The 22,225-nt window shown below is 72.0% G+C and carries 23 protein-coding genes; 11 read left to right on the top strand and 12 right to left on the bottom strand.

Features of this window, described 5'->3' with window-relative positions:
• Positions 1-101 precede the first annotated feature (101 nt).
• Complete coding sequence (locus D0Z67_RS02520) at positions 102-1,877, top strand: ABC transporter ATP-binding protein (protein ID WP_234312669.1); 1,776 nt, start codon at positions 102-104, stop codon at positions 1,875-1,877.
• 82 nt (positions 1,878-1,959) lie between these two features.
• The gene (gene mltG, locus D0Z67_RS02515) at positions 1,960-2,838 is read left to right on the top strand and encodes an endolytic transglycosylase MltG (protein WP_037774620.1); all 879 of its coding nucleotides are present in this window, start codon (positions 1,960-1,962) and stop codon (positions 2,836-2,838) included.
• 39 nt (positions 2,839-2,877) lie between these two features.
• Here mltG and D0Z67_RS02510 read toward each other — a convergent pair whose 3' ends face one another.
• The 5 genes from D0Z67_RS02510 to D0Z67_RS30540 all read right to left on the bottom strand — a co-directional run bounded on the left by D0Z67_RS02510 (position 2,878) and on the right by D0Z67_RS30540 (position 6,917).
• A complete protein-coding gene (locus tag D0Z67_RS02510; RefSeq protein ID WP_031180303.1) occupies positions 2,878-4,035 on the bottom strand; it encodes an LLM class flavin-dependent oxidoreductase in 1,158 nt (385 codons plus the stop codon).
• 16 nt (positions 4,036-4,051) lie between these two features.
• Entirely contained in the window at positions 4,052-5,065 is a 1,014-nt protein-coding gene (locus tag D0Z67_RS02505) for an ABC transporter substrate-binding protein (protein ID WP_031180304.1), read from the bottom strand.
• 36 nt (positions 5,066-5,101) lie between these two features.
• On the bottom strand, positions 5,102-5,848 hold the full coding sequence (locus D0Z67_RS02500) for an ABC transporter ATP-binding protein (protein WP_031180305.1): 747 nt from the start codon (positions 5,846-5,848) through the stop codon (positions 5,102-5,104).
• Complete coding sequence (locus tag D0Z67_RS02495) at positions 5,821-6,690, bottom strand: ABC transporter permease (protein ID WP_031180306.1); 870 nt, start codon at positions 6,688-6,690, stop codon at positions 5,821-5,823. Before D0Z67_RS02495 ends, D0Z67_RS02500 begins: the two co-directional genes overlap by 28 nt.
• 143 nt (positions 6,691-6,833) lie before the next feature.
• Positions 6,834-6,917, bottom strand: a complete 84-nt coding sequence (locus D0Z67_RS30540) for a putative leader peptide (protein WP_343235472.1) — start codon at positions 6,915-6,917, stop codon at positions 6,834-6,836.
• 122 nt (positions 6,918-7,039) lie between these two features.
• Between D0Z67_RS30540 and D0Z67_RS02490 the strand changes: the two genes are divergently transcribed.
• Both D0Z67_RS02490 and D0Z67_RS02485 read left to right on the top strand, forming a co-directional pair.
• Positions 7,040-7,462: a YjbQ family protein gene (locus tag D0Z67_RS02490; RefSeq protein ID WP_031180307.1), complete on the top strand. Its 423-nt coding sequence runs from the start codon at positions 7,040-7,042 to the stop codon at positions 7,460-7,462.
• A 135-nt stretch (positions 7,463-7,597) separates the two neighbouring features.
• Complete coding sequence (locus tag D0Z67_RS02485) at positions 7,598-8,176, top strand: TetR/AcrR family transcriptional regulator (protein ID WP_031180308.1); 579 nt, start codon at positions 7,598-7,600, stop codon at positions 8,174-8,176.
• A 7-nt stretch (positions 8,177-8,183) separates the two neighbouring features.
• Here D0Z67_RS02485 and D0Z67_RS02480 read toward each other — a convergent pair whose 3' ends face one another.
• The gene (locus D0Z67_RS02480) at positions 8,184-9,341 is read right to left on the bottom strand and encodes an agmatine deiminase family protein (protein WP_031180309.1); all 1,158 of its coding nucleotides are present in this window, start codon (positions 9,339-9,341) and stop codon (positions 8,184-8,186) included.
• Between the two features lie 385 nt (positions 9,342-9,726).
• Between D0Z67_RS02480 and D0Z67_RS02475 the strand changes: the two genes are divergently transcribed.
• The 5 genes from D0Z67_RS02475 (at position 9,727) to D0Z67_RS02455 (ending at position 14,124) form a co-directional block, all read left to right on the top strand.
• Positions 9,727-10,119 carry a hypothetical protein gene (locus D0Z67_RS02475; RefSeq protein ID WP_031180310.1) on the top strand — a complete coding sequence of 131 codons (393 nt, stop codon included), beginning with the start codon at positions 9,727-9,729 and terminating at the stop codon, positions 10,117-10,119.
• Positions 10,116-10,715, top strand: a complete 600-nt coding sequence (locus tag D0Z67_RS02470) for a class F sortase (protein WP_031180311.1) — start codon at positions 10,116-10,118, stop codon at positions 10,713-10,715. The genes D0Z67_RS02475 and D0Z67_RS02470 overlap by 4 nt, the downstream gene beginning before the upstream one ends.
• 137 nt (positions 10,716-10,852) lie before the next feature.
• On the top strand, positions 10,853-11,344 hold the full coding sequence (locus D0Z67_RS02465) for an RNA polymerase sigma factor (RefSeq protein ID WP_031180312.1): 492 nt from the start codon (positions 10,853-10,855) through the stop codon (positions 11,342-11,344).
• Positions 11,328-11,804, top strand: coding sequence for a hypothetical protein (locus D0Z67_RS02460; protein ID WP_078873152.1), 477 nt, complete (start codon positions 11,328-11,330; stop codon positions 11,802-11,804). Before D0Z67_RS02465 ends, D0Z67_RS02460 begins: the two co-directional genes overlap by 17 nt.
• Before the next feature lie 127 nt (positions 11,805-11,931).
• Positions 11,932-14,124 carry a protein kinase domain-containing protein gene (locus D0Z67_RS02455; protein WP_031180313.1) on the top strand — a complete coding sequence of 731 codons (2,193 nt, stop codon included), beginning with the start codon at positions 11,932-11,934 and terminating at the stop codon, positions 14,122-14,124.
• Positions 14,125-14,130: 6 nt separating this feature from the next.
• Here the strand turns inward: D0Z67_RS02455 and D0Z67_RS02450 are convergent, their stop codons facing one another.
• The 4 genes from D0Z67_RS02450 to D0Z67_RS02435 form a co-directional block, all read right to left on the bottom strand.
• On the bottom strand, positions 14,131-15,336 hold the full coding sequence (locus D0Z67_RS02450; protein WP_031180314.1) for a metallophosphoesterase: 1,206 nt from the start codon (positions 15,334-15,336) through the stop codon (positions 14,131-14,133).
• Positions 15,337-15,436: 100 nt separating this feature from the next.
• Positions 15,437-16,246: a M15 family metallopeptidase gene (locus D0Z67_RS02445; protein ID WP_031180315.1), complete on the bottom strand. Its 810-nt coding sequence runs from the start codon at positions 16,244-16,246 to the stop codon at positions 15,437-15,439.
• A gap of 46 nt (positions 16,247-16,292) precedes the next feature.
• Positions 16,293-17,033, bottom strand: coding sequence for a class I SAM-dependent DNA methyltransferase (locus tag D0Z67_RS02440; protein WP_031180316.1), 741 nt, complete (start codon positions 17,031-17,033; stop codon positions 16,293-16,295).
• A 150-nt stretch (positions 17,034-17,183) separates the two neighbouring features.
• Entirely contained in the window at positions 17,184-17,576 is a 393-nt protein-coding gene (locus D0Z67_RS02435; RefSeq protein ID WP_031180317.1) for a DUF5997 family protein, read from the bottom strand.
• Positions 17,577-17,634: 58 nt separating this feature from the next.
• Here D0Z67_RS02435 and D0Z67_RS02430 point away from each other — a divergent pair, with 58 nt between their 5' ends.
• The gene (locus D0Z67_RS02430; RefSeq protein WP_199812154.1) at positions 17,635-18,381 is read left to right on the top strand and encodes a LysR family substrate-binding domain-containing protein; all 747 of its coding nucleotides are present in this window, start codon (positions 17,635-17,637) and stop codon (positions 18,379-18,381) included.
• A 9-nt stretch (positions 18,382-18,390) separates the two neighbouring features.
• On the opposite strand, the gene D0Z67_RS02425 is transcribed toward D0Z67_RS02430, so the two are convergent.
• Complete coding sequence (locus tag D0Z67_RS02425) at positions 18,391-19,881, bottom strand: MFS transporter (protein WP_031180319.1); 1,491 nt, start codon at positions 19,879-19,881, stop codon at positions 18,391-18,393.
• A 61-nt stretch (positions 19,882-19,942) separates the two neighbouring features.
• Positions 19,943-20,422 carry an Lrp/AsnC family transcriptional regulator gene (locus D0Z67_RS02420; protein ID WP_030803612.1) on the bottom strand — a complete coding sequence of 160 codons (480 nt, stop codon included), beginning with the start codon at positions 20,420-20,422 and terminating at the stop codon, positions 19,943-19,945.
• 261 nt (positions 20,423-20,683) lie between these two features.
• On the opposite strand from D0Z67_RS02420, the gene D0Z67_RS02415 reads away from it, so the two are divergent.
• Positions 20,684-22,177 (top strand): FUSC family protein, encoded by a 1,494-nt coding sequence (locus D0Z67_RS02415; protein ID WP_031180320.1) that lies wholly within the window; start codon positions 20,684-20,686, stop codon positions 22,175-22,177.
• The last annotated feature ends 48 nt before the right edge of the window (positions 22,178-22,225 follow it).

Here is a 22,225-nt window from a genome sequence, read left to right as displayed (position 1 = left end):
TAACAATGAGCTATGCTCAATGAGCCAGAGTCGGCCGCCCGTCGGTCCGGCCCTTCTCTCTTCCTAGGAGTCCTTTGAACCCCGAACGAGAAACGACCTGGATGCCGCCACCCGACACCGGGGGCCAGCCCCGGCAGGTGCGCCGCATCCTCACCCTCTTCCGTCCCTACCGTGGCCGGCTCGCCGTCGTCGGCCTGTTGGTCGGCGCCTCCTCGCTGGTCTCGGTGGCCACCCCCTTCCTGCTGCGCGAGATCCTCGATGTCGCGATCCCACAGGGCCGCACCGGACTGCTGAGCCTGCTCGCGCTCGGCATGATCCTCAGCGCGGTCCTCTCCAGCGTCTTCGGCGTCCTCCAGACACTGATCTCGACCACCGTCGGCCAGCGCGTCATGCACGACCTGCGCACCGCCGTCTACGGCCGCCTCCAGCGGATGTCCCTCGCCTTCTTCACCCGCACCCGCACCGGCGAGGTGCAGTCCCGCATCGCCAACGACATCGGCGGGATGCAGGCGACCGTCACCTCCACCGCCACCTCCCTGGTCTCCAACACCACCAGCGTGGTCGCCACGATCGTGGCCATGGTCGCCCTCGACTGGCGGCTCACGCTGGTCTCGCTGGTCCTCCTCCCGGTGTTCGTGTGGATCAGCCGCCGGGTCGGTGACGAGCGCAAGAAGATCACCACGCGGCGGCAGAAACAGATGGCCGTCATGGCCGCCACCGTCACCGAGTCGCTGTCCGTCAGTGGCATCCTGCTCGGCCGCACCATGGGCCGCTCCGACTCGCTGACCGCCGGCTTCGCCGAGGAGTCCGAGCGCCTGGTCGACCTGGAGGTCAGGGCGAGCATGGCGGGCCGCTGGCGCATGGCGGTGATCTCCATCGTCATGGCGGCGATGCCCGCGTTCATCTACTGGGCCGCGGGTCTGGCCCTCCAGTTCGGTGGACCCGAGGTCTCGCTGGGCACGCTGGTCGCCTTCGTCTCGCTCCAGCAGGGCCTGTTCCGGCCCGCCGTGAGCCTGCTCTCCACCGGCGTCCAGATCCAGAGTTCCCTCGCGCTCTTCCAGCGCATCTTCGAGTACCTCGACCTGCCCATCGACATCACCGAGCGGGTGGACCCCGTCCACCTCGACGAGATCAAGGGCGAGGTCCGCTTCGAGGGGGTCGAGTTCCGCTACGACGACAAGAGCGGCCCGGTCCTCGACGGCATCGACCTCACCGTGCCCGCCGGGGGGAGCCTCGCCGTGGTGGGACCGACCGGAGCCGGCAAGTCGACGTTCGGCTGCCTGGTGCCCCGGCTGTACGACGTCACCGGGGGCCGCGTCACCGTGGACGGCGTGGACGTGCGCGACCTCGACTTCGACACCCTTGCCCGCGCGGTCGGTGTCGTCGCGCAGGAGACCTACCTCTTTCACGCCTCCGTCGCCGACAACCTCCGCTTCGCCAAGCCCGACGCCACCGACGAGGAGCTGCACACGGCGGCCCGCGCCGCTCAGATCCACGACCACATCACCGCCCTGCCGGACGGATACGACACCGTCGTCGGCGAACGCGGCCATCGGTTCTCCGGCGGGGAGAAGCAGCGCCTGGCCATCGCCCGCACCATCCTGCGCGACCCGCCCGTCCTCATCCTCGACGAGGCGACCAGCGCCCTCGACACCCGCACCGAGGCGGCGGTCCAGGACGCGATCGACGCCCTGTCGGCCGACCGGACCACCATCACCATCGCCCACCGGCTCTCGACCGTCCGGGACGCCGACCAGATAGCCGTCCTCGACTCCGGCCGGGTCGCCGAACTGGGCACGCACGACGAACTGCTGGAGCGCGAGGGACGCTACGCGGCACTGGTGCGCCGGGACGCTCAGCTCGAACCCACCGGCTGACGTGCCGTCATGACGGGCGATCAGGAGTCGACAAACTGAAGATATGCCGGGTTTACGGTCATATGCGTATTACCGTGCCCGCATGCAGACGAAGACTCGGTCACGGAGCATGATCCGCCTGACGCGCCGGGGCAGGCTCGCCCTCGTCGGGGTCGGCGCCGTCCTGGCCGGCACTGCCGTGGTGGTGCCGCTGAGCCTGGGAGTGTTCAGGGACGACGAGACCACCACCCTCCTCATCCCGGAGGGCTGGCGCGCGAGCCAGATCTACGACGCGATCGACAAGGCGCTCGCACTGCCGCCCGGCAGCGCCCGCAAGACCGTCGCCAAGGCGGGTCTCAAGCTGGAGTCCGCCGCGGAGGGAAACCCCGAGGGCTACCTCTTCCCGGCGACCTACACCCTCACCGACGACACGACCGCCGAGTCGCTGCTCCGGCAGATGGTCGAGACGGCCAACCGGCGGTTCAACGGCGCACCGGTCGCGGCCGGAGCGCAGCGGAACACGATGAACGTCTACGAAGCCGTCACCGTCGCGAGCATCGTGCAGGCCGAGGCGGCCACCAAGAGCGACATGGGGAAGGTGGCCCGCGTCGTCTTCAACCGGCTGGAGCGTGGGATGCCGCTCCAGATGGACTCCACCCTCAACTACGCCCTGAAACGCAACACCGTCCACACCAGCATCGACGACACCCGGATCGAGAGCCCGTACAACTCCTACCAGCGCATGGGGCTGCCGCCGACGCCCATCGACAATCCCGGGGAGGACGCGATGCGGGCGGTGACCAACCCGCCGAAAGGGGACTGGTTGTACTTCGTCACCGTCAAGCCCGGCGACACGCGCTTCACCGCCGACTACACCCAGCACCTGCGCAACGTTGCCGATTTCAACGCCCAGCACAGGGCCGCCGCCGGTTCGGGTACGCCGTCCGGGAGCCACACCCCGGTCACCCGGCCGCCCCAGTGAGCGGCCGGGGCGGCCAGGGATGAGCGGCGGCCGGAGGGCTCAGCGGCCGCGCGCGACCAGGAGCGGGGCCGGACGCCCGGTGGCCCGGGACGCCGTGCCGGGGGAGAGCAGCCCACGGGCGGACAGTTCGGGGATCACGCCCTCGCCGAACCAGTACGCCTCCTCCAGATGCGGATATCCGGAGAGCACGAAGTGTTCGACACCGAGGGAGTGGTACTCCTCGATCCGGTCGGCGACCTCCGCGTGGCTGCCGACCAGGGCGGTGCCGGCGCCACCGCGGACCAGGCCGACACCCGCCCAGAGGTTGGGGTAGATCTCCAGATGGTCGCGGGAGCCGCCGTGCAGCTCCAGCATCCGCCGCTGGCCGACCGACTCGCTGCGTCCCAGGGCGGCCTGGGCGGCGGCGATGGTGTCGGAGTCGAGGTCGTCGAGGAGCCGGTTCGCCGTCGACCAGGCGTCGGCGGAGGAGTCGCGGGAGATGGTGTGCAGCCGGATGCCGAACCGGACCGTGCGCCCCTCCCGCTCGGCCAGCGACCGGATCCAGTCGATCTTCTCCTTCACCTGGGCCGGCGGCTCGCCCCAGGTCAGATAGACGTCGGCGTGGCGGGCGGCCACCGGACCGGCGGCCTGGGAGGAGCCGCCGAAGAAGATCTCCGGTACCGGGTTCGGCGGGAGGGAGGTGAGGCCGCCGTGCACCTCGTAGTGGGCGCCGTGGAAGTCGTAGGGCTCGCCCTGCCAGACACCGCGTACGACGGAGAGGAACTCGTCGGTGCGTTCGTAGCGCCGGTCGTGGTCGAGATGGTCGCCGAAGCGGCGTTGTTCGGCGGAGTCGCCGCCGGTGACGACGTTGAGCAGCAGCCGTCCTCGGGTGAGGCGCTGGTAGGTCGCGGCCATCTGGGCGGCCAGGGTGGGGGAGAGAAGGCCGGGGCGGAAGGCGACCAGGAACTTCAGGCGTTCGGTGTGCTGGGCGAGGGCCACCGTGGTAAGCCAGGCGTCCTCGCACCAGGTGCCGGTCGGAGTGAGCACCGCCTCGAAGCCCAGTTGCTCGGCGGCCTTGGCTATCTGCGCCAGGTACTCGATGTCGGGGGTGCGCAGGCCGCGGGTCTCGCGGCCGATGTTGGAACCGTAGGCGTGCCGGTCGATGAGGGTGCGGCCGTCGCCGCCCGTCGGCAGGAACCAGTGGAGTCGTACGGTCATGAGGGGGCCTCCCGTGTCAGTGCTTGGCCGGAGTGGTGGAGGGCGGCAGGCCGCCGTTGAAGCGCGGGTCCACGAAGTCGCCGAAGTCGACCTTCTTCGGGATGAGGTGCAGCTCGGTGAAGGTGTCTGCGATCCGCTGCTCGGAGGCGACCAGGGGCTTGTCCACGGCGACGGCGACCCGGGTGGCGTTGGTCCGGTGTACGGAGGCGAGCGCCACGTCGTACGGCAGTCCGGTGTCCTTCGCCCACACCTTGGCCCACTCCTCCTGGTGGCCGTGCACCCAGTCCTGCGCGCGCCGCAGCCTGGCCAGGTAGTCCTTGACGGCGGCGGCCTTCTTGGAGTTCCGCAGCGCGGCGGGCGAGGCGACCTGGAAGGAGAGGCCGTTGGTGACACCGTCACCGGTCGTGAGCACGCGCCCCTGTTTGCCCTGGAGAACCTGCGAGGTGTACGGGTCCCAGACCGCCCAGGCGTCGACCTTGCCGGAGTTGAAAGCGGCGAGCGCGTCGGCCGGCTGGAGGTACTTGACTTTGATGTCCTTCAGCTGGAGCCCGGCGGCTTCGAGGGAGGCGACCAGTTGGTAGTGGGCGGAGGAGCCCTGGGCGACGGCCACGGACTTGCCCTTGAGCTGCTTGGGGCCGGTCAGCTCGGAGTCGTCGGGTACGAGGATGGCGTCGCCCCGGGACGTGCCGTGCCAGGCGGCCACCACCGAGATCTTGGAGCCGGCGCCCGCCGCGAAGACGGGCGGGGTGTTGCCGACGCCGCCGACGTCCACGGCCCCGGCGTTGACCGCCTCCAGCAGGGGTGGTCCGGAGGTGAAGGTCGACCACTTGATCCGGTAGTCCAGGTTCTTCAGCTCCCCGGCGGCCCGCAGGATGGCCTCGGAGCCGCCCTTCTGGTCGCCGACGGCGAGGGTGACGGAGCCCGAGCCGTCGATCTGCGCACCCGTGTCGGCGGCGGAGTTCCCACCGCAGGAGGTGAGCACGAGGGTAAGGGGGAGGAGCAGCGCTGCGGGGACCAGGAGTCGTCGCATGGAGGGTCCGTTCATTCGGTGAGGGCGAGGGGAGGTTCAGGCCGCTTCGGCCGCCGGCGTGACGCCGAGGCGGGCCAGCAGATCGGCTCGGATCGCGGCGAAGCGGGGGTCGGTGAGTTCGCGGGGCCGGTCGAGTTCGACGCGCTGCTCGTGCGCGATGCGGCCGCCGTCCATCACCAGCACCCGGTCGGCCAGCAGTACGGCTTCCTCCACGTCGTGCGTGACGAGCAGGACCGCGCAGCCCCGGCGCTGCCACAGCTCACCCACCAGACGCTGCGCGTTGATCCGGGTCAGTGCGTCCAGCGCGCCGAACGGCTCGTCCAGCAGCAGGAGATCGGGCTCGCGGACCAGGGCACGCGCGAGGGAGACGCGCTGGGCCTCGCCGCCGGAGAGGGTCTTGGGCCAGGCGTTCACCCGATGGCCCAGCCCGACCTCCTCCAACGCCTGCTCGGCGAGGGTGCGTTCGGGCCTGCCGGGCAGCCCCAGCAGGACGTTGCGCCACACCCGTTTCCACGGCATGAGCCGGGGTGCCTGGAAGGCGACCGCGCGGCGGCGGGGGACCAGTACCGTGCCGTCGATGTCCCGGTCGAGCCCGGCGAGCACCCGCAGCAGCGTGGACTTGCCGCACCCGCTGCGGCCGAGCAGGGCGACGAACTCGCCCGGCGCCAGGTCGAGATGAACGTCGTCGATGACCGCGCGGCCGTCGAAGGCACGGGTCAGCCCCTCGACATGCACGGCCTGGGTGGTCGCGGGGCTCAACGGCCCGTGAACGTCGGTCGCCATCGCAGCAACAGCCTTTCGAGAGAGCGGACGACGAAGTCGGCGAGGAGGCCGAGGAAGGCGTAGACGATCAGGCAGACCACGATCACGTCGGTCCGCAGGAAGTCGCGGGCCTGGACCATCAGAAAGCCGATGCCGGAATCGGCGTTGACCTGCTCCGCGAAGACCAGGGCGAGCCAGGCGATGCCGAGGGAGTAGCGCAGACCGGTGAGCGCGCCCGGCAGGGCACCCGGCAGCACCACATGGCGGACGAGCCCCCGGCGGGACAGGCCCAACGACTCGCCGGCCTCGATGAGCTGGGAGTCGACGCCGCGAATGCCCGCGTAGACGTTCAGATAGAGCGGGAAGGTCACGCCCAGCGTGATGATGGCGATCTTGGGTGTCTCGCCGATACCGAACCAGATGATGAACAGCGGGATCAGGCCCACGAACGGCACGGTGCGCAACATCTGCACGGGAGCGTCGATCACGTCCTCGCCGATGCGGAACAGCCCGGAAACCAGGGCGAGTCCGGTGCCGACGACGGTACCGAGGACCAGACCGCCGGCGACGCGTTGCAGGGAGATGCCCATCGCGGAGGGCAGTGAACCGTCGGCCATGAGATCACCGGCGACATGGGCGATCCGGCCCGGTGAGGCGAGTACATCAGGTGCCAACGCCCCAGTTGCGCTGAGGACTTGCCACAGGATCAGGAGGGCTGCCGGGCCGGTCGTGCGCCGCAGCCAGCGGGGGAGCCGGGTGCGGCGGGAGGAGGCGGGGACGAGGCGTTGCAGGGCGGGGGAGGCGGGCAGCTCGGCTGCGCCCGCCGCGCCGGACGGGTGCGGCGGGGCATGGCTGATGCTCATGGGTGCTCCACAGGGTGGAGAGCGGGAACGAGGGTGCGCCCGTCGCCGCCACGGCGCCCTCGGCTCAGCGGAGGGTCAGGTGCGGCGGGCGGGGAACGCGAGGCGGCCCGGAGAAAGGGCGAAGGTGAAGCGGGGGAAGGGCGTCAGCGGCCGGGGCGACACGCGGCGGAGGCCACCCGGAGCAGGTCGATGTGACCGCGCGTGGTGAGCAGGGCTGAACGCGACATGCCGGTGAACGTAGCCAGGCGGGCGTTCGCCGGTCAACGGTGTCTCGGTCAGTGGACTTCCCGTCTCGGCGGACAGCCGTGCCGAAAGGCGTGAAACGCGGACGGTGGGCGAGGATGGAGGCATGCCAGATGCCTTCACCACACGCGTGCTCGACGTCGCCACCGGGTCCCGTGAGCGGGTCGTGGACCTCACTCAGGAGTGCGAACACTTCCTGGGCGAGGTCGCGGCGGGCCGCGACGGCCTGCTCAACATCTTCGTCCCCCACGCGACCTGCGGCGTCGCCGTCATCGAGACCGGCGCCGGCAGCGACGACGACCTCCTCACCGCCCTGCACACCCTGCTCCCGGCGGACGACCGCTGGCAGCACCGCCACGGCAGCCCCGGCCACGGCCGCGACCACGTCCTCCCGGCGATCGTCCCGCCCCACGCCACACTCCCGGTCATCGGCGGCAGCCTGGAACTGGGCACCTGGCAGTCGGTGTGCCTGGTGGACACGAACAGGGACAACCCGAACCGTCAGGTGCGGCTGAGCTTCCTCGGGTAGTCAGGACGGAGAGCCGGGGCGGCTGGTCAGGACGGAGAGCCGGGGCGGCCCATGATCCCTCGGCCCTGGGGCGGCTGCGGCGCGGGCCCGCAGGGCGTGACCGGGTCCGTGAACATGCCGGATAGGGTTCTGGGCATGGCATCTCGCAGTACTCAGATCCTGGAAGCCGCGGCCCGGGTGATCGCCCGCCGCGGGGTCCGTGGTCTGCGCGTGGAGGAGCTGGCCGAAGAGGCGGGCGTCTCCACCGCGCTGATCTACTACCACTTCAAGGACCGCACCGGAGTCCTGCGCAAGACGCTGGAGTTCATCAGCGACCGGGCCGAGCGCTACACGACTCACCTGGCCCCGGACGGTGAACCGCTGAGTCCGCGCGAGGAGTTGGACCAGATGCTGCTGCTGGAACTCCAGGACACGACGGAGGTCAGGGAGAACAGCAGCGCCTGGGGTGAGCTGCGGGCAAGCGCGGTCTTCGACGAAGTCCTGCGGGAAGACCTCGCGAGGGCCACTCTGGTGTGGATCCAGGACGTCGCGGCCCTGTTGGGGCAGGTTCGGCCCATGGCCCCCGCGGCAGCGCTGGCGGCAGCGGCGGAGCGGCTCACCGCTCTGGTGGAAGGTCTGAGCATGCGATGGCTCAGCGGCATGCTCCGGATCGACCACGCGCGGACTCTGATGAGCGAGGGCATCGAAGCCGAGGTCGAGCGCCTGGGGCGCTGACCCCCCGTCAGTCCACCGGCTTGCCGGGTTCATCATGCGTCGAGCAGTGGATGCCGCCGCCACCGGAGGCGATCGTGTCGATCTGCACCTGTACGACGTCCCGCTCGGGGAAGTGCTCCCGCAGGATGCTCCGGGCGCGGTTGTCGGCCTTCCGGTCTCCGAACTTGGGCATGAAGACTGAGTCGTTGGCCACGTAGAAGTTGGCGTAGGTGGACACGAAGTCGTCGCCCTCGCCGGTGATCTCGTACAGGTCGGGCTGCGGCAGGTCGATGATCTCGAAGGACCGGCCCTTGGCGTCGGTCGCCCTGCTGAGGACGGCCCTCGCCTGGTCGGACGAACGCGACCAGGAGTCCGGTGGCGTGTCGGGGTGTGCCGTGTCCAGCAGCACCACTCCGGGCGCGGTGAACCGTACGAGGCTGTCCACGTGTGCGTCGGTGATGTCCTGGCCGCGCACACCGGCCAGCCAGATCACCTTCTGGATGCCCAGCGTCCGCTTCAGCTCGGCCTCGATCTGGTCCCGGCTCTTTCCGGGGTTGCGGTTGTCGTTGACGATCGAGCTCTCCGTGACGAGGAGCGTTCCCTCACCGTCGGTCTCGAAGGAGCCGCCCTCGGCGACCAGCGGAGCCGTCCGGCGGGGGATGCCGTACTTCGTCAGGAGGGTGGCTCCCACGCGCGCGTCGTTGTTATGTACCTGCTTGTTGCCCCACCCGCTGAAGTTGAAGTCGACGCCGGTCACCTTGCCGCCGTCCGCCACGAACACCGGCACGGTGTCCCGGGCCCACAGGTCGTCGACCTCGAGCGGGATGACCTCGACATCACGCCCGCACGCCTTCTGGGCGGCCTTCTGCTGTTCCGGCCTGGCCATCATCACGACGTACTCGTACTCCGCGATGGCGCGTGCGACTCGGGCTATGTCCTCGCGGACGTAGGGCAGGTCTTCGGCCCAGACCGACTCGAGGGCCGGCCAGGACATGAAGGTGCGGGCGTGGCTCTCCCACTCGGCGCCCATGCGCAGTCCGCTCGTCGCCGTGTCCTCACCGTCGGGGACACTCGCGATCCCCGTCATTTCGTCGCCCGGACCGCACGCCGAGGCGCCGAGGGCGACGGCACCGATTCCGGCGAGTGTCCTCAGGGCGGTACGGCGGGTGGGGGGAAGAGGAGGCACGAGCAGCTCCGGTTTTCGTATGGGGGTCAAGGTATCCGCCGACAGAGTGAGCCGCGCGGTGGGAGCGCGACGGGGCAGCCCTGGCGGACCGAACCGATTTCTCGACTCTGACATGAACTGAAAATTCAGTCAAGAAATGAGGGTGGGACCGCGAGGAGAACCCTTCTGTGCCGGGGAAGTTCTGATTGCGGGGGGCAAGCTTGTTTGACTGAAAATTCAGCACGCCGGGTGGGCGGCTCGTCGCCGACGAGGTCGCCGGTGCCGGAGCCTCCGTCTGACTTTGCCAATCCTTTACAACCCCCGCCCGGCCTGTCTCGTCTCTTCGCTCGATCCATCACACCGGCCCGGCCACCCCGTCGGACCGGTCGACGAGAGAGAGCGATACATGCGTCGAACAGTCCTCAGTGCCGCGGCAGTCGCGTGCGTCGCCGTGCTGGCGAGTGCGGTGCCCGCGTTCGCCGGTGGGGCGGACTCGTCTCCCACCCCGCGCCCCGCCAGCGAGGCGCCTTCAACCCGGCCGAGCGTGCCGGCCAGTGCGGAGCCGAGTGCGGTTCCCTCCCGGGTGCCGGGACGGGCGGCCACCCCGGTGCCGTCCGTGGCTCCGGGCGAGGGGCGCCGTCAGGTCGGCGTCGTGCCGAGCGGCGCGCCCGACACCGGTGTCGCCACCGGCTCCGGCAGCTCCGACGGCGCGCTGATCGGCGGCAGTTCGGCCGGCGTGCTGGCCGTGGGCGGCGCGGCGGTCTTCCTGGTCCGCCGCCGACGGGCCGCCGGGGCATGACCCACCTCTCCAGGCGCGCGTTCGTCACCGTGGCCGTGGCCTCGCTGCTCGTGGGCTGTGCCGGGCACAGTGACGACAAGACGTCCGCCGCTCGCCCGCACGTGACCACCCCCTCGGCGAACCCGCCGACGACGCCCGGCCGTTCGGTCCCGGTGCGGCTGCGGATTCCCGGGATCGGCGTCGACACCCCGGTCATGCGGCTCGGGCTGGCACAGGACGGCACCGTGCAGGTGCCCCCGATCACCGCGCACGACCAGGCGGGCTGGTACCAGGGCTCCCCGACACCGGGCCGTACGGGCCCGTCGGTGATCCTCGGTCATGTCACGGTCGGCGCCTACGGGGACGGCGTCTTCCGCCGGCTCGACCGTCTGCGCCGGGGTGACGAGATCACGGTGCGCCTGGAGAACGGCACCTCGGCCGAGTTCGCGGTGACCTCCGTACGGACCGTCGCCAAGGCCGAGTTTCCGACGAAGGCGGTGTACGGGGACGTCAGCCGGCCGGAGTTGCGGCTCATCACCTGCGGCGGCCCCCGTACCGGCGACGGCTATCGCGACAACGTGATCGTCTTCGCCGCGGCGCACCCCGCGCGTCACTGACCGGTCGCCGCCCGCCCCGGCCCCGGACCGGGGAAAGGTACGCCGTGTGGAGCGTACGGCCCCGGTCCGGGGTCTTCCCCAGGGTGGCCCCGGATGTCCGGGGCGCCAGGAATACCCCCCACCCCCCATGGAGAGTGTTGAAACGGTCCCGTGAGAAGGCGGCAGCGGAGCTGTTCGCCGTTCTCTACCCGCGCCTGGCCGGCTGGTGCCGCCGTCTGGTGGACGACGACGAGACCGCCCACGAGATCGCCTCGGAGGCGTTCACCCGGCTCTGGGCCCGCTGGACGTCCGTGTCGGAGCCCCGGGGCTTCCTCTACGTCACGGCCGCCAACATCGTCCGCGACCACTGGCGCCGCCTGGAGCGCGAACGCCGGGCCATGCGCCGCGCCACCGTCGAGGCGTCCGTCCTCCCGCCCGCGGAGCAGAGCGATCCGTCGGTCCGCCTGCTAGTCCAGGCGCTCCCCGAACGACTGCGCGTACCGACCCTCCTGCACTACTACGCTGACTTGCCGATCCGGGAGGTGGCCGTGCTGACCGGGCGCAAGGAAGGGACCGTCAAGGCCGACCTGCACGCGGCCCGTGAACTGCTCCGCGCCCATCTGAGGAGAAGCCTTGATCACATTCAGTGACGACGGTCCTGACTTCGAACCCGACGACCCGCTCGCCGTCATCATGCGGCCCCCCTCCGGACACCTCGCGCCTCCGCCCGGCCGGTACGAGGAGATCCGCCGTGGCGCGGCCCGCCGCCGTGTCCTGCGTACCGCTGTCGTGGCCGGTGCGGCCTGCGCGGTCGCCGGCCTTCTCGCCGTACCGTTTCTGCGCGGTGCCTCTCCGGACCCCACCCAGCGGACGGTCCCGCTCGCGCCGCCCCCCGCGAGCAGCCCCACGGCCCCGCCGACCCCGGCCGCGTCGGTTCCCGTGAGCCCCTCGCCGCGCCCCGACCGCCCCTCGACCCGTACGCAGACCCCGTCGGCGGCCACCGCCTCGCCCTCGTCCGTCCCCTCGACAACTCCCACGGAACGCCGGCCGTTGCCCCCCACTCCGCGCTCGCGCACGGCGGTACCGTCGACGGAGCGGACGCGTTCCTGAGCCGTGACGTCCCTGCCCGGGTGGGGATCAGCTTCGGCGTGGCGCGGCCGCTCTGGTTAGCTTGGGCGGGTCAGGTGGGCAGGTCCGTGGGGCAGAGGTGCACGTGGAGAGCGGGAAATCGGGAGCGGTGTCGCTGCGCGCGGGTGATCCGGCCGAGATCGGTGGCTATCCCCTGGAGGCGCGGCTCGGCTCGGGCGGCATGGGCACGGTGTTCCTGGCCCGTACCGCTTCGGGGCGGCCCGTCGCCGTCAAGCTGATCCACCGGCACTTCGCGGAGGACGACGAGTTCCGTATCCGCTTCCGTCAGGAAGTGGCGGCGGCCCGGCGGGTGAGCGGCGCGTTCACCGCCGCCGTGGTCGACGCCGATCCGGAGGCGGACCAGCCGTGGATGGCGACGGCGTACATCGAGGGGCGCACGCTCGCCCAGCACTGCGCGGCGGACGGCCCGTTGAGCGGGGCGAAGCTGCGGAACCTCGCCATCGGACTGGCGGAGGCGCTGCGCGACATCCACCGGGCCGGGGTCGTCCACCGTGACCTCAAGCCCTCGAACGTCGTCCTCTCGCCCGAGGGCCCGCGCGTCATCGACTTCGGCATCTCGCGAGCCGCGGACCAGGAGACGCTCACGATGACGGGGCGGATCATCGGGACGCCGCCCTTCATGTCGCCGGAGCAGTTGCAGTCGCCGCGTGATGTGGGGCCGCGGTCGGACGTCTTCTCGCTGGGCACCCTGCTGGTGTACGCGGCGACGGGCAGCGGGCCCTTCGGGGCCGACAGCCCTTACCTGATGGCGTATCAGGTGGTGCACGAGGAGCCGTCGCTCGGGGCCGTGCCGGAGGCGCTGCGCGCGGTCGTCGAGCCGTGCCTGGCCAAGGAGCCGGGGGAGCGCCCCTCGTCGGACGAACTCCTCGTGCTGCTGCGCAACCTGCCGGTGGACCTCGGCGGCGCCGACGCGGCCGGACCCGGCGCGGGCAGGCCCGGTGACATGGCCACCCAGCACCTGTCCCCGACGCCGGTCGGTCCCGGCGCGGCGAGCACCCTCGGCGGTCGCCGCCCGCGTCACCGGTGGCGGCCCGCGCTCGCGGTCGCCGTCGCGGTGGCGGCCATCGGCGGGTCCGTCGCCGCGCTGAACGCGGTCCGCTCCGGGGGCGACGACCGGGGCAAGAGCGTCGCGGCATCGGAAGCCCCCCTCCCCGACGGGTTCAGGCCCTGGCGCAAGGTCGTGCTGGGCGGCCGCGAGGACATCCCCGACGAACTGCGCTGCGTGGCGCGCGGCGACGCGGTCTACTGCGGGGGCGGCGGCGTGGTCGCGGCCCGTCTGCGGGCCCATGACGGCTCGCGGGTGTGGACCGTGAAGAGTCCGGGTGTCCCGGCCCAGGGCGTCCATCTGGTGGGCGCGACCGGCGACGCGGTGCTCGGCTACCGCATCGCCGCCGAGGACGACCCCGGCTCGCCTCCCACCGAGGTGGTCGCCGTCGACGCCACGTCCGGCCGGGAGCTGTGGTCCGCGCCGTCCGGCGCGCAGTCCCAGGCCGTCACGGGCCGGACCCAGGACGCCGTCGTGCTGGGCTCCGCCGTCGTGATGGTGGACGGTCCCGACTCCCGCCTGGAGGCGCGGGACGCGCACAGCGGCGCGGTCCGCTGGGCGACGCCGTTCCCCGGGGGTACGCAGTGCGCCCCCGTCCCGGCCGGCCCGCGACTCTTCGCGATGTGTGCGACACGCGCGGAGATCGACGCCGTGGCGGTGCGCCATCCCACGCTGTACGAGGTCGACCGGGCCTCGGGGAAGCTGGGCGCGCCCATCGCCGTCGACGGGCCGGCCGTCCCGATGGGCGTCGCGGGCGGCACGCTCGTCCTGCTCCGGGAGCACCTGGACGGAGTCGCCTGGGACGGGTACGACTCGGTTGCGCGGGTCGACCCGGCGTCGCGCGAGGTCACGTACTCCCGGCTGGGCAGGACGTACGCCGGGACGCCGGGCATGGCGGACGGCACCGTCTATGTGAGCGGGCAGACCGGGCTGGTCACCGCGATCGACCCCTCGACCGGGCGGCAGCGGTGGTCACGCCAGACCGACGTGGAAGGGGCGTCCGGGCCGGTGGCGGGAGGCGGGAGGCTGTACTTCAGCTCGGCCACCGGCCGGGTCGTCGCCCTGTCGCCGCACGACGGCGCGACCCTGTGGACGACGGGGCCGCGGGCCGACGGCCTGACCGGCGAACAGGGGGCGAGTCCGCGCGTGACCGTGGCGGGGCGTGCGGTGATCGTGGCCGCCGCGAAGAACACGCTCTTCGCCTTCGACACCAGGAAGCCGCCGCGAGCGGGCTGACCCGCCCTATGACGCCGAGCGCAGCACGAGCAACGTGATCTCGCTGGGCGCGAAGACCCGGAACGGCGGCCCCCAGAAGCCCGTGCCCCGGCTCGTGTAGAGCTGGGTGCGGGAGCCGTGGCGGGTGAGGCCGGCGAGCGCGGGCTGGTCGAGGCGGACCAGATGGTGGAAGGGCCAGATCTGGCCGCCGTGGGTGTGGCCGGAGAGCTGGAGGTCGACGCCGTGGGCCGCCGCGCGGTCGATGAACTTGGGCTGATGGGCGAGGAGCAGGACGGGCAGGTCGGGGTCGGCGCCGGTCAGGGCCTCGGCGAGGTCAGCGCCGTGCCCCGCCAGGCCGGAGGACTCGGCGGTGACGTCGTCCACGCCGGCCACCACGAGGGTGTCGCCGCCGCGCTCCAGCAGCACATGGCGGTTGCGCAGCGGCTCCCAGCCCAGCCGGTCCATCAGGTCGACCCAGCCCTGGGCCTCGCTGTAGTACTCGTGGTTGCCGGTGACGTAGACGCGGGCCCGCGTCGCCTCGACGGTGCCCAGCGGGGCGGCCTGGGCGCGGCGGCGGTCGGCCGTGCCGTCCGCGATGTCGCCGGTGTGGCAGACGAGGTCGGCCTCCAGGGTGTTCACCGTCTCGCAGACGCGTTCCGACCAGCGGGCGCGGTCGAGCGGGCCGTAGTGGGTGTCGGTGATCAGCACGACCCGGGTGCCGTCCAACCCGGCTCCCAGACGCGGGAGTTCCACGTCGAGCCGGCGCACGCGCGGTACACGCCGGGCCTCGTAGTACCCCCAGGTGAGCAGCGCGGCGGTCACCCCGAGGACCGCCCAGGTGACGATGCGCGCCCGGTCCTGGCCGTCGCCCACTCCGGCCACGGTCAGGGCGAGCCGTAGCAGGATGCCCAGCAGGGCGGACCAGACGAACAGCACCCACGCGCCGCCCAGCAGCGTGTCGCCGATGATCGCCGCCCAGTCCTGCTGGCGCCGCCCGTGGCCGCGCGCCATCGCCAGCGGCATGCCGACCAGGCCGAGGACGAACAGCGCGGTGGCGGTCAGGGTCACCGGAAGCGGCCAGTGCTGGCCGGTGTACAGGAGCACCCCGCACGGCACGGCCCACAGCAGGACCGGGGCGACCAGGGGGATGTAGCGCATCAGGCGTTGCAGTCGGCCGCGTGGCGCTTCGTGCGCGTCACCGGCGGTGGATGGGGTGCTGCTGGTCTCGGTCACGCTTCCCCTTCACTGGAGTCTCCCCGTGCGGCCCATTGTCCGCCGCCCTGGAACGGGCCGCCCTCCGGGGGCCGGTCGGTCCGTTCCGGGGCGGCCCGCGTCAGCGCCTGGCGGACAGCGACTTCCACGCCACCGGGAAGTCGAAGTACGTGTCCGGGTACGGCTCCGGCTTGTACGTGTAGTGCCACCACTCCTCCGCCAGGTTCACGAACCCGAGCTTCTCCAGGGTGTTCTTCAACAGCAGGCGGTTGGCCCGCTGTTGGCCCTGGACGCGCGGGTCCAGGGTGTGCGCGAGCGGGTCGAAGCAGTCGAAACCGGTGCCCATGTCCAGGGAGTTGTCGGGAAAGCGCTCCCGCTCGGGGGCGAAGCAGGGGACGAGGGGCCGGCCGGGCGTGTACGGGCGGGTCGGCCGCGCCGGGAGGCGGACGATGGTCAGGTCCATGGTGGAGCCCCGGCTGTGGCCGGACCTCTCCGCGATGTAGCCGTCGGCGAAGAGGCGGGTCTTGTCGACCTCCGGGTAGAACTCGGCCTTCATGGTCTCGTCGTCCAGGTCCTCGGCCCAGCGGACGAAGTGGTCGACGGCGCGTTGCGGCCGGTAACAGTCGTACACCTTCAAGCTGTAGCCGTGGCGCAGGAGTTGGCGCTGAGCCCGGTGCAGGCCCTCGGCGGCGGGGCGGGTGAGGACGCAGATCGGCTGCCGGTAGCCGTCGACGCGCTCGCCGACGAAGTTGTGCGGCGTGAAGTAGCGCATCTCCTGGATGATCGTCGGGTCCACCGTGCTCAGGGCCACGAAGTCCTTCGGCGCCCTCGGGTCCGGCGTGGCGCGGGCCGGGGCGGAGGCGGCGGTGACGGTCAGCAGGGCGGCCACGGCGGTGATGACACCGCGTGCGGCGCGGGAGAGTCGTGTCATGCCTCCTGCGTCTATCAGGCGCGGACCCGGGTGGGGAAGTACCCGCTCAGAACGGCTTCCGCCAGACGGAGATGTGCTTGGCCGAGTCGTGCGTGAACGGGGTCCCGGTCCAGTCCGCCACCCGCCGCTCCAGCTCCAGGCCGGCGATGCGGGCCATCAGGTCCAGCTCCGCCGGCCAGGCGTAGCGGTGGCGGGAGGCCGAGCGGCGGTACCGGCCGTCCTCGCCGTCCCGGGTGAGGTGGTGCGAGACGAGGATCTGCCCCACCAGGTCGAAGGTGTCGAAGCCGACATGGTGCGCCGACACATCGAACGGCACCGCCACCTGTGTGGGCGGCAGCAGCCGCAGCGGAGGCACCCCCAGCTCGACGACGAACCGCCCACCGGGCGCCAGATGCCGGGCGGCGTTGCGGAAGCACTCCACCTGCTCGTCCTGCGTCAGCAGGTTGGAGATCGTGTTGTAGACGAGGTACACCAGGCTGAACTCGCCCGGCACGACCGTCGTGGCCATGTCCCCGAGCGTGACCGGCAGCGTCTCCTCGTCCACCTTGCGGCGCAGCACCGCAGCCATGTGCGCGGAGAACTCGATCCCCGCCACCGGCACCCCGCGCTCCCGCAGCGGCACCGCCACCCGCCCGGTACCGACGGCGAACTCCAGCGCCCGTCCCTCACCGGCGAGCCCGGCGAGGAAATCGAGGGTCGGCCCGAGCACCCCCGCCGAGGACATCTCCGTCTCCTCGGCGTCGTAGCGCTCGGCACTGGCACGGTCCCACAGCTCGCTGCTCGTCACGGGCGGCCACTCTGCCGGGGGCGGCGGGGGATTGTCGACGCAATTACCGTCGCGATGACCATCGACGCGACAAAGAACGCCCCTCGACGCAATACGGAACGCGGCCGCACCCAGGGCGCGGCCGCGTCGTCAGCACGTACGGGAGGAGCGTCAGCTCTCCTTGGCGTCCTTCTCCTCGTGCAGCTTCTTGATGCGCGCGGTCTCCTTGCGGACCTCGGCCTGGGTGGCGCGCTCCTTCTCCAGCCACTCGGGGCCCTCCTCGCGGAGGTCCTCGATCTGCGCGGTGGTCAGGGGCTCGGTGACACCGCCGCGGGCGAGACCCGCGATGGAGATGCCGAGGCGGGCCGCGACCACCGGACGCGGGTGCGGGCCGTTCTGACGCAGCTCGCGCAGCCACTCGGGCGGGTTGGTCTGGAGCTCGTTCAGCTCGGCGCGCGAGACCACACCCTCCTGGAAGGCGGCGGGGGTGGCGGGGAGGTACACACCCAGCTTCTTCGCCGCGGTGGCGGGCTTCATCGTCTGGGGGCTCTGCTGCGAACTCATGAGGTCAAGGGTATCGGCCGTGTGCGTGGCAGCCGACCACGGCCGGTAGCCTGGCCTGGTGACAGGCTCGGAAGAATCACCGTCGTTCCGGCTCGCGTACGTCCCCGGAGTGACGCCCGCCAAATGGGTGCGGATCTGGAACGAGCGCCTGCCCGGCACCCCCCTCGTCCTCACCCAGGTCCCCGCCGCCGAGGCGGACGCCCTGATGCGCGCGGGAGAGGCGGACGCGGGCTTCGTACGGCTGCCCGTCGACCGGGACTTCTTCAGCGCGATCCCCCTGTACACCGAGGACACGGTGGTCGTGGTCCCCAAGGACCATGTGATCACCGCGGCCGAGGAGGTCACGCTCGCCGACCTCGCCGACGAGGTGCTCTTCCACCCGCTGGACGACGTCTTCGACTGGGACGCCCCGCCCGGTGAGCCCGGCTTCGAGCGGCCCGCCACCACCCCGGACGCGCTGGAACTGGTCGCGGCCGACGTCGGCCTGCTGATCGTCCCGCAGTCCCTGGCGCGCCTCTACCACCGCAAGGACCTCACCTACCGGACGATCGTCGACGCCCCCCGGTCCCAGATCGCGCTGGCCTGGCCGGAGGAGGCGACCACCGACCGGGTGGACGACTTCATCGGCATCGTCCGGGGCCGCACCGTCAACAGCACCCGGGGCCGTGCCACGCCCCCGGAGCCCAAGCAGCAGAAGAAGAAGCCCGCGCAGGGCGCCGCCAAGCAGAAGGGCGGCAAGCCCACCGGACGGCCGGTGCGCGGGCGCTCCGGCGGGCGTCCGGGTAAGCCCCGCCGCAAGTCCTGAGCCGGGTGCTCACGCCTTCGTCGGTGTGCGCTCCACCGGCTCCGGCGCCGGCCCGTCGCCCATCGGCGGCTCCGGGTGCGCCAGCCGTTCCCGCAGGTCGGCGATGGCCAGCACCAGCGCTACCAGGATGATCCCGACCGCCGTGAGCAGGCCCAGCTGGAGCGCCCGTACTGAGGTGCCGTGGTTGGCCAGATGGGCGAAGTACACCGCGCCCACGGCCGCGATCCCGGCCGCCGAGCCGATGCGCTGGGCCGTCACCAGGATGCCGCCCGCCGCCCCGGCCCGGCGCACCGGGACGCGGGTGAGGGTCAGTGTGGTGTTGGGAGAGATCGTCACGCCGGAGCCCACCCCCGCGAGCAGCAGCGGCAGCGCGGCCGCCCACGCCGCGCCGGGCCCCTGGACGAGCTGTACGGCGCCGATCACGGCGAGCAGGCCCACCGCCACCCCGACCAGCCCGACGACCACCAGTTTCCGCCCATGCCGTACCACCAGCCGGCCGCCCAGCGCCGCGCCCACCGCCGAACCGATGGCGAACGGCAGCGAGGCCAGCCCCGCCGCGAGCGCGCCGTAGCCGAGGCCGTTCTGCAAGTACAGGGTGTAGACGAAGAACACCGTGGTGAAGCCGCCGAAGTACACCAGGTTCAGCAGCACGCCCAGGGTGAAGGAGCGCAGGGAGAACAGCTCCAGGTCGATCAGCGGATCGTTTCCGCGCCGGCCCTGACGCCGCTCCCACCGCCAGAACGCCGCCAGCAGCAGTGCCGCCACCGGCACCAGGGCCCACTTGGCCCGGCCCGTCCACTGCTGCTCCTGCACCAGCGGCAGCATCAGCGCCAGCACACCCGTGCCGAGCAGCAGGACGCCCGTCAGATCCGCGCCCTCGCGCCGCTTCTCCGCCACCGGGGTACGCGGCAGCAGCCGCAGCGCCGCGCAGAACGCGGCCACGCCGATGGGCAGGTTGACGTAGAACACCCAGCGCCAGCCGTCGTCGACGCCGAACGCCTGGATCAGCAGGCCGCCCGCCGGCGGTCCGACCGCCGTGGAGATCCCGACCACGCTGCCCAGCATGCCGAACGCGCGCGCCCGGTCGGCGCCCTGGAACATCTGCTGGATCAGCCCCGTCGTCTGCGGCGCGACGATGCCCGAGGCGGCGCCCTGCAACAGCCGGAACACCACCAGCCAGCCCGAACTCGGCGCCAGCCCGCACGCCACCGAGGCGACCGTGAACAGCGCGAGCCCGAACAGGAACGCCGCCCGGCGCCCGCGCACGTCACCGAGACGGCCCGCCGGGACGAGGGCGAGGCCGAAGGTGAGCGCGTAGCCCGACACCACCCAGGACACGTCGGCCGCGTCGGCGCCGAGGCCGCGTTCCATCGAGGGCAGCGCGACGTTCACGATCGAGCTGTCGAGCAGCGTCATGAAGCCCGCCACGAGACAGACCGCGAGCGCCTGCCACCGCCGTCGGTCACCGGCGGCGGCAGGGCGGGTCTGGACTGTAGTCATGGGGTCACGCTATGCAGTGACCTTTATGTCCGCACTACGGGAAACGGGTCCGCGCGGGCCGTCAGGGCTTCGCCGCCGACCGGCCCACCGACTCCACCAGGGGCAGCAGCCGGTACGGCACCCGCTCCCGCAGGGCCACCTCGGTACGGGTGCGCACCACGCCGGGCACGCTGATCAGCTTCTGGATCACGTCCTCCAGATGGGCGTTGTCCCGGCCCACCACCCGCGCCAGCAGATCCCCGCCACCCGTGGTGGAGAACGCCTCGACGATCTCCGGAACGGCCGCCAGTGCCTCGCCGACGTCGTCCATGTGGCCCTGTGTGACCTCGATGTGCACGAACGCCAGCACGGGATGGCCGAGCGCGGCGGGGGAGAGGGAGGGGCCCGTGCCGGTGATCACCCCGTCCCGCTCCATCCGGTCCAGCCGGGCCTGGAGGGTGCCTCGCGCGATGCCGAGGAGGCGCGCGTACTCGCGCACGCTGGTGCGCGGCTGCTCCAGCAGCAGCCGCAGGATACGGGTGTCCAGCTCGTCCACGGCCATCGCGTTCCGGCCTCCTCGCGGTTCGTCGACCAGCGTGACTGTACCAATGGCCCAGTGTCTCCCGGTGGGCGCATGCCGGGCGACCTGGACCGTTGGTCTCCGAGGCCGCTTTCCCGGCACGGACGGCATGGGCCAATGGCTCAGCAAAAAGGGAGGCAGTTGAGCCAAACGGCCCTGAGGTGTTGTCATAGGGGTGTCGATGGCGCTGCGGATTCCGCGGCGCCTTTTTCGTGCGAACGGCCACTAGGGGGCGGACGAGCAGTGCTGAAGAAGGTGTTCATGGCGCCGGACCCGGGACGGATACGGCTGCGCTTCGCCGCGCGGGCCGTGCTCGGCATCGGGCTGGCCGTCGTGGTGTGCGGGCTCGCGGGGCAGTCGCTGCCGGGCATGGTCGCGGGCGGTCTCGCCGCGCTGCTCGCCCTGTTCACCGTCGCGGACACCACCGTGCGCGGGCAGGCCGTCACCACGGCGCTGCTCCCCGGGGCCGGCGTGCTGGTGCTGGCGGTCGCCGCCGAGCTGCACGCCTACCCGGTCGCGCGGGACCTGGCGTTCCTCGCGGTCGTCGGCGCCGGCGTGTACGCGCGCCGGTGGGGGCCGCGCGGGCACAGCCTCGGGGTGTTCGCCTTCATGATGTTCTTCGTCGGACAGTTCCTGCACGTCACCCCCGCGCAACTGCCCGCGCTGTACGCCGCCGTCCTGCTGTCCCTGCTCACCGCCGCCGTGGTGCGCTTCGGGGCCTGGTGCTACGAGCGCGGGCTGCCCGTGCCCACGGTGCCCGTCCCGCCGGGGGGCTCCGGGCTGGCCCGCGTGACCACCCGGCAGGCCGCGCAGGCGGTCGTGGGCGCCGGGTTCGCGCTGGTCCTCGGGCAGGTGCTGTCCGGGCAGCGCTGGTACTGGGCCGTCGGGGCGACCTGGTGGGTCTTCGTCAACACCGCCTCACGCGGGGAGACGCTGGTACGGGGGTTCCGGCGGGTGCTCGGGACCGTGCTGGGGATCGGGCTCGGGCTGCTGGTGGCGCTGCCGGTGGACGGGGCCGTCGTGCCGTCCGTGGTGCTGGTCGCGGTCGCGGTGTTCGGGATCTTCTACTCGGCCGCCGTGTCCTACACCTGGATGATGCTCTGGGTGACGCTGCTGGCCGAGGTGCTGTACGGGCTGCTCGGAGTGCTCACCCCCGCGCTGCTGGCGCTGCGGGTGGCCGAGACGGCGGTCGGGGCGGTGGGGGCGATGCTGGCCGTACTGGTGGTGTTGCCGGTGACCACGCATGTCACCACCGACGCGTGGATCCAGCGGGCGTTGCGGTGCGTGCACGCGTGCACGGCTGAGGCGGCGGCCCGGCTCGCCGGGTCGGCCACGGCTGACCCCGCGCTGCTGGTGGCCGAGCTGGAGCTGTTGCTCGGGCGGGTGCGGATGTCCGTGGCGCCGTTGGTGCATCCCCTGAACCCGCTGGTGGGGCGCAAGGGGCGGGCTCGGCGGGTGCTGGTGCTGTTGGACGAGTGTGCGCGGGAGGTCCGGGGGCTGGTCGCCGTCGCGGCTGATCCCGAGGCGTCCCACGATGCTCGGCTGGCCGCCGCCTGTTGGCGGGTGGAGGCCGCTGTGGAGGCGCTCACCGTGGGGGGTTCCGAGCCGTTGCACCGGCCCGGGGAGGCTCCCGTGGAGCCCGCGCTGGTTCATATGCATGGGCTGGAGCACGCTCTGGCCGATCTGGCGGAGCCGCTTCGGGGGGTCGCGGGGTCGGGGCGCCTTGTGGGGGCCTGAGGGTGCGGGTGCGTTGTGGCTGGTCGCGCGGTTCCCCGCGCCCCTGGG

The organism is Streptomyces seoulensis (assembly GCF_004328625.1).
GTDB lineage: Bacteria > Actinomycetota > Actinomycetes > Streptomycetales > Streptomycetaceae > Streptomyces > Streptomyces seoulensis.
The sequence above is the reverse complement of the archived record's forward strand: the minus strand, read 5'-3'. Positions and strand labels throughout refer to the sequence as shown.